The sequence below is a fragment of the Staphylococcus sp. aM genome, from assembly GCF_052975125.1.
Genome location: NZ_CP121447.1, coordinates 967376 through 980436, shown reverse-complemented (window position 1 = coordinate 980436; position 13061 = coordinate 967376). Strand labels below are relative to the sequence as shown.

Annotated in this window: 10 protein-coding genes, 1 tRNA gene and 1 rRNA gene; 3 read left to right on the top strand and 9 right to left on the bottom strand. The window is 33.0% G+C overall.

All coding sequences use genetic code 11. The features are described 5' to 3' along the window. Nucleotides 1–3 precede the first annotated feature (3 nt). From P7F85_RS04805 to bcp, 5 genes are all read right to left on the bottom strand, one after another. Nucleotides 4–80: transfer RNA gene (locus P7F85_RS04805), tRNA-Ile, on the bottom strand. Between the two features lie 94 nt (nucleotides 81–174). After that, nucleotides 175–1727: ribosomal RNA gene (locus tag P7F85_RS04800) — 16S ribosomal RNA — on the bottom strand. Between the two features lie 652 nt (nucleotides 1728–2379). Then, the gene (gene perR / locus P7F85_RS04795) at nucleotides 2380–2832 is read right to left on the bottom strand and encodes a peroxide-responsive transcriptional repressor PerR (RefSeq protein ID WP_002452366.1); all 453 of its coding nucleotides are present in this window, start codon (nucleotides 2830–2832) and stop codon (nucleotides 2380–2382) included. Between the two features lie 94 nt (nucleotides 2833–2926). After that, a complete protein-coding gene (locus P7F85_RS04790; RefSeq protein WP_002466115.1) occupies nucleotides 2927–3877 on the bottom strand; it encodes a phosphoglycerate dehydrogenase in 951 nt (316 codons plus the stop codon). A gap of 5 nt (nucleotides 3878–3882) precedes the next feature. Continuing rightward, nucleotides 3883–4338, bottom strand: a complete 456-nt coding sequence (gene bcp, locus P7F85_RS04785) for a thioredoxin-dependent thiol peroxidase (protein ID WP_002466137.1) — start codon at nucleotides 4336–4338, stop codon at nucleotides 3883–3885. Between the two features lie 79 nt (nucleotides 4339–4417). Between bcp and P7F85_RS04780 the strand changes: the two genes are divergently transcribed. Next, nucleotides 4418–5707, top strand: a complete 1290-nt coding sequence (locus tag P7F85_RS04780) for a glutamate-1-semialdehyde 2,1-aminomutase (RefSeq protein ID WP_002466123.1) — start codon at nucleotides 4418–4420, stop codon at nucleotides 5705–5707. Between the two features lie 386 nt (nucleotides 5708–6093). After that, the gene (locus tag P7F85_RS04775) at nucleotides 6094–7188 is read left to right on the top strand and encodes an FUSC family protein (RefSeq protein WP_447158571.1); all 1095 of its coding nucleotides are present in this window, start codon (nucleotides 6094–6096) and stop codon (nucleotides 7186–7188) included. 89 nt (nucleotides 7189–7277) lie between these two features. Here P7F85_RS04775 and P7F85_RS04770 read toward each other — a convergent pair whose 3' ends face one another. The 3 genes from P7F85_RS04770 to mutY form a co-directional block, all read right to left on the bottom strand. Next, nucleotides 7278–9014 (bottom strand): ABC transporter ATP-binding protein, encoded by a 1737-nt coding sequence (locus tag P7F85_RS04770; RefSeq protein WP_002466149.1) that lies wholly within the window; start codon nucleotides 9012–9014, stop codon nucleotides 7278–7280. Between the two features lie 295 nt (nucleotides 9015–9309). After that, the gene (gene ntdP / locus P7F85_RS04765) at nucleotides 9310–9852 is read right to left on the bottom strand and encodes a nucleoside tri-diphosphate phosphatase (protein ID WP_046464271.1); all 543 of its coding nucleotides are present in this window, start codon (nucleotides 9850–9852) and stop codon (nucleotides 9310–9312) included. Between the two features lie 113 nt (nucleotides 9853–9965). Further along, nucleotides 9966–11009 carry an A/G-specific adenine glycosylase gene (gene mutY, locus P7F85_RS04760; RefSeq protein ID WP_002466100.1) on the bottom strand — a complete coding sequence of 348 codons (1044 nt, stop codon included), beginning with the start codon at nucleotides 11007–11009 and terminating at the stop codon, nucleotides 9966–9968. Between the two features lie 151 nt (nucleotides 11010–11160). Between mutY and P7F85_RS04755 the strand changes: the two genes are divergently transcribed. After that, complete coding sequence (locus tag P7F85_RS04755) at nucleotides 11161–12138, top strand: metal-dependent hydrolase (RefSeq protein ID WP_002466098.1); 978 nt, start codon at nucleotides 11161–11163, stop codon at nucleotides 12136–12138. Between the two features lie 55 nt (nucleotides 12139–12193). On the opposite strand, the gene P7F85_RS04750 is transcribed toward P7F85_RS04755, so the two are convergent. Continuing rightward, nucleotides 12194–13054 carry a hypothetical protein gene (locus P7F85_RS04750; RefSeq protein ID WP_002466145.1) on the bottom strand — a complete coding sequence of 287 codons (861 nt, stop codon included), beginning with the start codon at nucleotides 13052–13054 and terminating at the stop codon, nucleotides 12194–12196. Nucleotides 13055–13061 lie beyond the last annotated feature (7 nt).

Below are 13061 nucleotides of genomic sequence, written 5' to 3'. Positions count from 1 at the left end.
TAATGGTGGGCCTAAGTGGACTCGAACCACCGACCTCACGCTTATCAGGCGTGCGCTCTAACCAGCTGAGCTATAGGCCCATTAATTATTTGTAAAACAAACAATCAAAACTGAATACAATATGTCAATGTTATTCCTTCATCTTCTTCGAAGATGTTCCGAATATATCCTTAGAAAGGAGGTGATCCAGCCGCACCTTCCGATACGGCTACCTTGTTACGACTTCACCCCAATCATTTGTCCCACCTTCGACGGCTAGCTCCATAAATGGTTACTCCACCGGCTTCGGGTGTTACAAACTCTCGTGGTGTGACGGGCGGTGTGTACAAGACCCGGGAACGTATTCACCGTAGCATGCTGATCTACGATTACTAGCGATTCCAGCTTCATGTAGTCGAGTTGCAGACTACAATCCGAACTGAGAACAACTTTATGGGATTTGCTTGACCTCGCGGTTTAGCTGCCCTTTGTATTGTCCATTGTAGCACGTGTGTAGCCCAAATCATAAGGGGCATGATGATTTGACGTCATCCCCACCTTCCTCCGGTTTGTCACCGGCAGTCAACTTAGAGTGCCCAACTTAATGATGGCAACTAAGCTTAAGGGTTGCGCTCGTTGCGGGACTTAACCCAACATCTCACGACACGAGCTGACGACAACCATGCACCACCTGTCACTTTGTCCCCCGAAGGGGAAGACTCTATCTCTAGAGCGGTCAAAGGATGTCAAGATTTGGTAAGGTTCTTCGCGTTGCTTCGAATTAAACCACATGCTCCACCGCTTGTGCGGGTCCCCGTCAATTCCTTTGAGTTTCAACCTTGCGGTCGTACTCCCCAGGCGGAGTGCTTAATGCGTTAGCTGCAGCACTAAGGGGCGGAAACCCCCTAACACTTAGCACTCATCGTTTACGGCGTGGACTACCAGGGTATCTAATCCTGTTTGATCCCCACGCTTTCGCACATCAGCGTCAGTTACAGACCAGAAAGTCGCCTTCGCCACTGGTGTTCCTCCATATCTCTGCGCATTTCACCGCTACACATGGAATTCCACTTTCCTCTTCTGCACTCAAGTTTTCCAGTTTCCAATGACCCTCCACGGTTGAGCCGTGGGCTTTCACATCAGACTTAAAAAACCGCCTACGCGCGCTTTACGCCCAATAATTCCGGATAACGCTTGCCACCTACGTATTACCGCGGCTGCTGGCACGTAGTTAGCCGTGGCTTTCTGATCAGGTACCGTCAAGATGTGCACAGTTACTTACACATTTGTTCTTCCCTGATAACAGAGTTTTACGATCCGAAGACCTTCATCACTCACGCGGCGTTGCTCCGTCAGGCTTTCGCCCATTGCGGAAGATTCCCTACTGCTGCCTCCCGTAGGAGTCTGGACCGTGTCTCAGTTCCAGTGTGGCCGATCACCCTCTCAGGTCGGCTACGTATCGTTGCCTTGGTAAGCCGTTACCTTACCAACTAGCTAATACGGCGCGGATCCATCTATAAGTGACAGCAAAGCCGCCTTTCACTATTGAACCATGCGGTTCAATATGTTATCCGGTATTAGCTCCGGTTTCCCGAAGTTATCCCAGTCTTATAGGTAGGTTATCCACGTGTTACTCACCCGTCCGCCGCTAACGTCAAAGGAGCAAGCTCCTTATCTGTTCGCTCGACTTGCATGTATTAGGCACGCCGCCAGCGTTCATCCTGAGCCAGGATCAAACTCTCCATAAAAATTTATGATGTTTGATTAGCTCATAAAACTAAATTAATTGTTGTAACTTTCGTTACATTATTAGAATTAACGTTGACATATTGTCATTCAGTTTTCAATGTTCGTTTTTTCGCTTACAATATCTTATTATATCGCGTTTGTTTTATGAAGTCAACAATAAATTTAAATTCTTTTTTAAGAACTTTGTTATTAATGACTCAACAAAATCTATAATATAATGTTTGAATTGAAAGTTCAATAGTCAAAATTACACTTTATCAACATTTACTTTAAAAAGTTAATGAAATCTTTTCAAATAGTTAATATCGTTTTGACGACTTTTATATATTACCAAGTAATTATATTAACGTCAACGCATTTCAACTATTTAATTTGTAAAAATTTACTCGAAGTATACCTTATTTTAATTTAAAGTGAACTATCATTTTTTAAAGTGTAATCCTCATCTCAAAATTGATCCCTATTTTACAATAACTCTTCTTTCGTATCTGACTTAAGTTTTCTAAGTACATGTTATATTTTTTTCATATAAAACATTTACATTACTTTTTTATTCTTTTAAATATATAAAAACCATGTTTGACTATTATGAGTCAAACATGGTTTTTAATTATTATTTACTATTGATTTATCTTTATGAGTATATGATGCCTATTCTTCTTTATCTTTGCATTCTTTACATATTCCATAAATTTCCATTCGATGATGTGTTACGTCAAATTCAGTAACATGTTGTGCTAGCTGTTCCACTTCGTCTAATTGTGGATAATGGAAGTCAACTATTTTACCGCATTTTTCACAAATAATATGGTAATGATTGTGAGTATTGAAATCAAATCGACTTGATGCATCACCGTATGTGAGCTCTTTTACAATGCCTATATCTTTGAATACTCTTAAATTATTATATATTGTCGCAACACTTATATTAGGAAAATCTGGTGAAAGTGCTTGATAAATTTCGTCGGCACTAGGATGTGTTTTTGAAGAAATCATGAATTTCAAGATTGCTTGTCTTTGAGGTGTTATACGTATACCAGCTTTTCTTAAAGACGCAATTGATTCTTCAAGTTCATGTTCTATTGATTCTAATTCCGCGCTCATTTTTTTCACCATCTTTCTAGTTAATAATGATTATTACTTAATACTAATATAACTGTTACAATTTACAAATGTCAATAAAACAGTTGTATTTTCATTAATATCCTTTTTCTAGATCCACTTCATTCTCAATTACGCTGCTATAATTGAGAAAATGTTCCAAGTTTTTAATAAATATTTTTGTAACGTCCTCATTAATACCTTGATCATTTCCTGTAATATGCGCAGTTATAGTTACGTTGTCTAGTTCATATAATGAGTTATCTGGTGTTAATGGCTCTTTTTCAAATACATCTAAGTAAGCATGTCTGATTTCATTATTGCTTAATGCTTCAATCAATGTATCTTCCTCAACTATTGTACCTCTACCGACATTAATAAACATTGTACTTGCTTTCATTTTTTCAAAGTCTTCATATTTTAATAAATGAATCGTTTCATTTGTTTCTGGTAAACTATTGATTACTATATCGCCTTTTTCTAATAAGTCACTTAGATATTCAATTTTGTGTACTTCATCAAACCATTTTTTCTGTTTGCCTGATTTACTTACACCTATAACCTTCATATCAAAAGCTTTCGCTAACTTTGCTGTTCGTTGTGCGATTGCTCCTGTGCCTAAAAACAATATGCAATCACCATTTAATCTTCTGCCTGTCATTTTCGAATCATATATCTTGTTTTGTTGATTAATATAAGACGTTCTCATTTTCTTATAATCATCTAAAATAAATGCAATGATGAATTCAGATAGTTGTTTTGCTTGTACTCCCCTACTATTAGTTAACGTAATATTGTGTTCCTTAATATATTTTAATGGTAAAGAATTAACACCAGTAGCATACCAAGCAATCCACTTAAGATTTGGGCAATCCTCTAACAATGTTTCATCTAGATTTCCATCATATCCAATTAAGATATCGAGTGATTGTCTGTCTTCATTTGGTATATTTTTAGCTTTCTTAATAAATTTAAATTCTACCTGCGGAAATGTTTCTTTTAATTTATCTTCTAACTCTCCTAATCTAAACAGACTAACTACTTTCATCAATATCACTCCAAAATGTTTTTTAGTTCTTCAATTTGGGTCTTAACTTTTACTTTTTCAATAACATCTTTAACTATGCCCTGCTCATCTATAACAAACGTTGTTCGAACTATGCCCATGCTTTCTTTACCGAATGATTTTTTCAATTGATATACACCGACTTCATTGGAAAGTTGATAGTCTTGATCTACGAGTAAATCAAAGTTAAGCTTATGTTTCTCTATAAAATTTTGATGCTTTTTCTTAGAATCACCACTCACACCATAGATATTCACATTCAAATCATTAAACATTTCGATATTATCTCGAAAATCACAAGCTTCTGTAGTACAAGTTGGTGTATTATCTCTAGGATAGAAATATAATATTGTCACTTGACCTTTTATCGTTTCATTAGTAATGCGTTCTCCATTTTGATTTTCTAATGAAAATTCTGGGAATTGATCACCTTTTTTTAACATTTAATCACCTGTTTCTTCATTATGTTAATTTTATGATACGATAATAAACGACAATATTAAATTAAAAGAGGTTGATAATATGAACTTTACTGAAAGTGAACGACTTCAGGAATTATCGAATGAATATATTTTAGGTGGCGTAAACTCTCCATCTCGTTCTTATAAAGCAGTTGGTGGTGGAGCACCAGTAGTAATGAAAGAAGGTAAAGGGGCTTATTTATATGATGTAGATGGCAACAAATTTATAGACTATTTACAAGCATATGGTCCTATCATTACTGGTCACGCGCATCCTCACATTACAAAAGCAATTCAAGAACAAGCTGCTAAAGGTGTATTATATGGAACACCTACTGAATTAGAAATTGAATTTAGTAAGAAATTGCGAGAGGCCATTCCTTCTCTTGAAAAAATTAGATTTGTAAACTCTGGTACTGAAGCTGTTATGACTACTATAAGAGTTGCACGTGCCTATACTAAACGTAATAAAATCATTAAATTTGCCGGTTCATATCATGGACATTCGGATTTAGTACTAGTTGCCGCTGGTAGTGGTCCTTCACAACTTGGCTCCCCTGATTCTGCAGGTGTCCCAGAAAGCGTTGCTAAAGAAGTGATTACTGTACCATTTAACGATATTGAATCATACAAAGAGGCAATTAATCACTGGGGTGACGACGTTGCTGCCGTTTTAGTAGAGCCTATAGTAGGTAACTTTGGTATGGTAATGCCAGAACCAGGATTTTTAGAAGAAGTTAATCGTATTACTAACGAAAACAATAGTTTAGTCATTTATGATGAAGTCATTACAGCGTTCAGATTTCATTATGGTGCTGCTCAAGACTTACTTGGTGTCATCCCTGATTTAACTGCTTTTGGTAAAATTGTAGGTGGTGGTTTACCAATCGGAGGTTATGGCGGCCGACAAGATATAATGGAACATGTAGCGCCACTTGGGCCAGCTTATCAAGCAGGTACTATGGCTGGTAACCCATTATCAATGAAAGCAGGTATTGCTTTACTTGAAGTTTTAGAACAAGACGGTGTTTATGAGAAATTAGATAAACTAGGGAAACGATTAGAAGACGGTCTATTACAATTAATTGAAAAACATCAAATCACCGCAACAATTAATCGTATATACGGTTCTCTCACATTGTACTTTACTGATGAAAAGATTACCCATTATGAACAAGTAGAGAATTCTGATGGTGAGGCTTTTGCAAAATTCTTTAAATTAATGCTTAATCAAGGTATTAATTTAGCTCCTTCTAAATTCGAAGCTTGGTTCTTAACTACAGAACATACTGAAGAAGACATTGATCAAACACTTAAAGCAGCTGATTATGCGTTTAGTCAAATGAAATAATTTTTGGTTATTCAAGCGGCTGTGATAAAAGAGTCCTTACCTATAATCCTGCTTTGGGGATGCCGTTAATTAATCCAAGACATAAACTTTGTCTTGGATTTTATTTATATAAAGCATTATAATTTCGGTTTGTTAGACTATGTCTAATTGAAAATAAATCACATTTTCTATTTATGAAATTTTATATTTATAGCATGTTAAGTATTGGCTACCTTACCTCTTATTATTAAACTACTCTATTTATTAAAATAAACGCCATAGTTAATGCAATTTAATTGTCATGAGTAATGCTCATATTCACTTGAAATTTATTGTCAGTCAGTGTATAACAATAATGAATACGAATTTATTATTATATTCAATAAAACTTAAAAGGAGCGCTATTTTTGAGACTTGGAGCTCGGATTTTAAAAACTGGTATAGCAATTATATTAGCTATGTCTATCGCTTCTTTACTACCTGATAATGTTGGTCTTAAATCATTAGCCGGCGTCAGTGCTGTTGTTGCAATGCAACCCAGTGTCTATAAGTCGATAAAAACAGTTTCAGACCAAGCTATAGGTAACATTATTGGTGCGTTATTGGCTGTCACTATGGTGACGATCTTTAGTGATAATTTCATTATTATGGGTGTCACAGTTATATTATTAATTGCAATTTTATTCAGATTTAACTTAGCCCATGTTGCTACATTAGCAAGTGTAACTGCATTAATCATTATGGGACAACATACAGGGTCTTTCTATGTTGCCGCTTTCTTTAGATTTGTTTTAGTGATGATTGGTGTACTAAGTTCTTCAATTGTGAACTTGTTATTCTTGCCCCCTAAATTCGAAACGAAAATCTATTATAATTCTGCTAACATTTCGTCTGATATATTTGTATGGTTTAAACTCGTATTAAATGATACATCCGAATTTCATAATATTAAACAAGATGGCGAACAACTCAATACTAGGATCAATAAACTAGAGCAGATTTATAATTTTTATCACGAAGAAAGACCACTATTTAAAAAGCATATCCACGCACAATATCGAAAGAAAATTTTATTCAAAGAAGTAGTAAGAACGACTAGATTAGCTTATGAAGTGTTAAATAGAATGTCACGTTATCAAAATGACTTACATCAACTTAATAATCAATTATTATTACAGATTAAATTAGAATTGGATTCACTTATTGCTTTCCATGAACAAATTTTAAAAAGTTTATCTAAAAAAGCAAAATATAATGTGGCTCAATTTCAATATGAAGTTGATAATCCACAAAAGAAAGATTTAATGGATGCCTTTCAAAATGAATTAATCCATAATCCATATCAAACGCTTTATTCCTATGCCAATATTATGCAAATCATCGCAGCTATTGAAGAGTATCGATATCATTTAGAACATTTAGATCGTTTACGTATTAGTTTCTTCACATATCACCGTTCAGATTCTGATATTGATATCGCTGATGAAGATTTTGATTTATAAACCTCAATGAATGTTAGCAATAAATATCCAATTCAAACAGAAAGAAGAGCTTAAGGCACTAAAATGCTTTAAGCTCTTCTTTGTCATATTTATAAATTTTGAATACTGTATAAGTGTTCATATGCACCTTTTTTATCGATTAATTCTTGATGAGTGCCCGTTTCGACAATTTGTCCATTTTGCATCACTACAATCTTATCTGCATGTGTGATTGTTGATAATCGGTGTGCCACGATTAAAGTAGTACGATCTTTACTTAACACATCAAGTGCTTCTTGAATAATCGCTTCACTTTCTAAATCTAATGCACTTGTTGCTTCGTCTAATATTAGTATTGGAGGATTATTTAAGAAAATTCGTGCTATTGATAGTCTTTGTTTTTGCCCACCTGATAATTTGACACCGCGTTCCCCTACTTCAGTGTCATATCCATCTTGTAAATTCATAATAAAATCATGAGCATTGGCCATTTTAGCCGCTTCAACAACTTCTTCATCTGTCGCATCAGGTCGACCTAATAAAATATTTTCTTTTACAGTGTCAGAAAATAATATATTATCTTGTTGAACTAAACCAATTTGATTTCTAAGGCTACCTGTTAAGAAGTCTTTAATATTATGTTGATCAACTAGTATTTCACCATCAGTAACGTCATAAAATCTTGGTATTAAATTGATTAAGGTAGATTTTCCTCCACCACTCATTCCTACAAAAGCAACTGTTTCTCCTTTATTTATTGTAAGATTAATATCTTTTAAAACTTCTTGTTCATTCTCATTATATTTGAAACTTACATGTTTTAATTCGATTTGACCTTGTTTAATCTCTATAGGTTGTGCACCTACACCGTTTTTAATGTCATAATCTTCATCAATTAATTGAAATACACGATCCATTGAAGCGAAACTTTGTGTAAGTGTAGTAAATGATGAAACTAAACGTCTTAAAGGTCCAAACAATTGTTCAAGATATCCAACAAATGCGGCTAAGGTACCTACTGTAATAGATCCACTAATAGCTAAATACGCACCTACACCAATTACTATTATTGGACCTATATCAGTTACAGTGTTAATTGCTGCAAATGAATATGCATTCCATCTTGTATGTTTGAAGGCTTTTTGTAAAAAGTTTTGATTTCGGTTATCAAAATTTTGTGCTTCATTGTCTTCAATAGCGAAGCTTTTGATAACAGACATACCTTGAACACGTTCATGTAAAAAACCTTGCACTTCTGCTAATGCTTGAGATCTAACTCTAGTTAACTTTCTTAATCTTCCAAAGAAGAAATATACAGTTAAAATATAAAATGGGAATATAAATATTGCTGCAAATGTTAATTTAACATCAAGGAAGAACATAATCGTTAAAGCAATAATAATTGTAATACAATCTAACCAAATGTTCATAAGACCTGTTAAGATAAAATCTTTAGTTTGTTCCACGTCATTAATTACTCGTGATATCACTTGTCCAACTTGATTGTTGGCATAAAATCGAGCACTTAATGCTTGTAAATGATTGTATAACTGTTTACGAATATCATATAAAATTTTATTACTTGTCCATTGTGCTAAATATTGTCTTATAAATTCAATTGGTGGCCTTACAATTAAAAAGATAAATAAAGCTATACCTATGGCAATTGCTAAATGTGAATATTTTTCACTAGCGCTTAGGGAGTGATTGTTAATAACACCATCAATCGCATATTTTATAAGTAATGGAATTAACATCGGTATACCGAATTTAATAATACCAACAATAATAGTAGCAATGATTCGATATTTGTATGGTTTTACAAATTCTAAATATCGTCTAATCATTTGTTGTAATCCCCCCACTTTTATTTGATTTTGATTTATTTAAAATGGAACAGAGGTTGGATACGGTAAATACTTTTTGAATAACAACTCATCGCAACTATCACTAATAATTAGAAAAATAGTTAATGAATGTTATTCTACGGTAATTTACTTACATATCTCAACCTCTGAATGATATGATTATCAAGTTTAGCTATGTTGATAGAGATTGGTTCATATCAAATTATCTTTTTAAATAATCCAATGCAACATGGAATAATATAAACCATCTCTATATGTTTTACATCTTATTTGCTTAATAATCTCTAATTTTCTTATATCGCTCTTTCCATACTTTAATAAAGTCTGGTGCGAACGGGCCTTTTTTCTGTTCAATCCATTGTTGTAAAATATCCACACTACGTCTCAATATAACATCTATATCATGAGGGTAGTTCATTTGATTCATATGTTGTTCATACTCATCTTCATCTAATAAATGATATTTACCATTAGGATAAACTTTAATATCAAGGTCATAGTCTATATATTTTAAAGCTTCCTCATCACTTACAAACGGTGAAGACAAGTTACAATAGTAGTAAACGCCGTCTTCACGAAACATACAAATGACATTAAACCAGTATTCTGAATGAAAGTATACAATTGCTGGTTCTCTAGTAATCCATGTACGACCATCACTTTCTGTTACTAGTGTATGATCGTTACCACCGATAATTACATGATCAGTTCCTTTTAAAATAGTTGTTTCAGACCATACACGATGGATGTTACCATCATGCTTATAACTTTGAATCTTTATATCTTGTCCTTCTTTAGGTATGGATTCTTTTACCATACTCCACACCACCTTTATACTTTTTAACCATTTAGATTATATCATATTTATAAAGTACTTCTGAACTTTGATGCAATTAAATTTATGCTTTAAATTCATTTATTTTTCTATAGTTACCCTTCAATAAATTGATAAATCTTAGCCATAGGTACTGGAAAAGTAAATTGATCACGTTGTTCTAAATCGAACCATATCATATGATCAGGTAGAGATACTGATTCAATCTCAAGTTCCTCTGGTACACTATACACCTTAATATGCCATATTAAATGTGTGAATTGATGTTTTAATTTAAAAATAGGTTCAGATAAAGGCTCAATCTGGTGATTTAATTGCTTTGATATTTGGTCAATCGCATGGGCTGTTTCAAACATTGGAAATTCCCACATACCATTTAATAATCTTTCTTGTCTTTTTTCTAATAAATATTCACCACGACTATTACGAATTAGAAAAACACTTTGCTCAATCGTTTTCTTTTTAACAGTCTTAGTTTTAACTGGTAAATCTAATACAGTTCCTTTATCATATGCTTCACAATTTTCTTGTACTGGACAAAACATGCAAAGCGGATTTTTAGGTGTACAAATTAAAGCACCTAGTTCCATCATAGATTGGTTAAATGTACCAGCTTCTTCTTGTACATATGGTAGTAATTCTTGTTCATATGCTTTACGAGTAGATTGTAGTTTTATATCTCTACTGTCATTATTCAGTCTAGACCATACTCTAAATACATTGCCGTCAACGGTAGGGAGTGGATGGTCAAATGCAATACTCATAACCGCTGCTTGTGTATAGGGGCCAACGCCTTTTAAAGATTTAAAATGTTCAGGATCCGATGGCACAATACCTTGATAATCATGTTGAACTTCTTTAATCGCATGATGAAAGTTTCGCGCACGACTATAGTATCCTAACCCTTCCCAATATTTGAGTACTTCATCTTCATGTGCCTCACTTAAATCAGCAATAGTAGGGAAGCGTTGTATAAATCTATCATAATAATCAATAACTGTTTTAACTTGAGTTTGTTGCAACATGACTTCGCTTAACCATATATAATATGGATTCGTCGTTTCACGCCAAGGCATAGAGCGTTGATTTTGATTAAACCATTGCATTATATTATTTTTAAAATTGTCTTCTAAATACATATATTTCCCTTCCTACAACATTTATGATGTTTTAAATTAAGCACAATGGCTATTTTACATACATGTTATATAAAGTAATGTGAGTTGATTTTGTTATTCCAACTTTTAGATTATAATATATTATAAATTAAGACGAAATGAGTGAACATATATGGATACAGCCACGCATATCGTGATTGGTGTTGGTCTTACAGCACTTGCAACACAAGATCCTGCTATGTCTGATACATTTGCGGCAACCGCTACAACATTAATTGCAGGATCACTGATACCTGATGGAGATACAGTATTAAAACTAAAAGATAATTCAACTTATATTTCACACCATAGAGGTATTACACACTCTATACCATTTACAATCTTATGGCCTATTTTAATCACATTTTTAATTTTTGTCATATTTAACCATACGAACCCTTTACATGTATGGATGTGGGCTCAATTAGCTGTTTTCTTGCATGTATTTGTTGATATCTTTAATTCTTATGGTACACAAGCATTAAGACCTATTACAAATAAGTGGATTCAACTAGGTGTAATTAATACTTTCGATCCAATAATATTTATTATTTTATGTATTGGCGTGGCATTATGGACATTTGGTGTACATCCATACTTAGCCTTTTTCCCAATTATCGGGGTACTCATTATATACTACATTGTACGATTTAAAATGCAATCATTCTTAAGAAAACAAGCATTAAAGCAAATAAAACAAGAACATAATCCAGTTAAAGTTTTCGTTATTCCTACATTAAAATTCATGGAATGGCGTATAGCGATTCAAACAGATGAACATGATTATGTTGGTAGATCCTATGGTAGAAATATTGTTTTTAGTGATAAGGTCAAACGTCAACATTTATCAATTGATTCATTATTATGGAAAGTTAAAAACAATAAAGATATTAGAACATTTTTAAATTTCTCATCTATTTATCGTTGGCAAACAACACCATTAGAAGATGGTACTACTGAAATTAGATTAATGGACTTGAGATATTTAAATAACGATCATTACGCATTTGTTGCAATTGCCCATTTAACTCAACAAGATGAAATCGATCACTCTTACATTGGATGGGTATTTAGCGAAGATAAACTTCAACGTAAATTATTTGCCAAATAAAATAGCCAAGGCACTTGGATGACTTCAATCTCCAAGTCCTTGGCTATTTTTCTCGTTATTTCTTTTGATTAGTCTCTACTTTTTCATTTTTATTTATTTCATTTAAGCTTTCTTTCTCATCATTAGATTGAACTACTTTTTGTAATTTTATATTTTGATTTCTATATTTCGCATGAGCTACATAACGTGACAATGCAAAATTAATAATAGAAATGATCGCAATAAAACATACCATGTATAGGTGGTAAGGAATGTTTGCTACGCTCACATTTCCAAATAACACTGATTGCGCCAATCCATTAACCACATAATATAAAGGATTTAACATTAATAAATGTTCTACAAGTGACAAGTGTGTCTTTGGCATATAGATAATAGGTAATATAAAAAATTCTACTATACAAAAGATATAGAAATATTTATCAATTTTATAATTAAGAATTTTCAATAGACCAAATGTCACTGACAATAAACTTATAAGCACTATAGCAACAAATACAAAGTATAACGTAGCTATTAATGAACTTTCATAGTTTATAGGTTTCAATAATGCAATGATAGTCATTAGTATAAATATAACTACACTTCCAACTATAGCGGTAATTACAGTAGGTGTTACTGGTGTAATATGAAAAGATTTCGTAATTAAATAATCTTTAGCGTATAATCTATAACAACCGTATAAAGTGAGCATGATAAAGATAAATGCAAATAGTGTTAATAGTCTATATAACCAAATGCCATGGATAACTTCTGTAGCATTTGTAAATTTAAAAAATAGTTCTGCTATTAAAATAAACACTAAGCCAACTATAAAACTTAAAGTAAACCACTTCCATAAACTTTTAATCCTTTTTATGGTGTATGTTAAAAGATGTGGTAAGTTTTTAAAATATAATATTATATTATCGATCATGTTTACA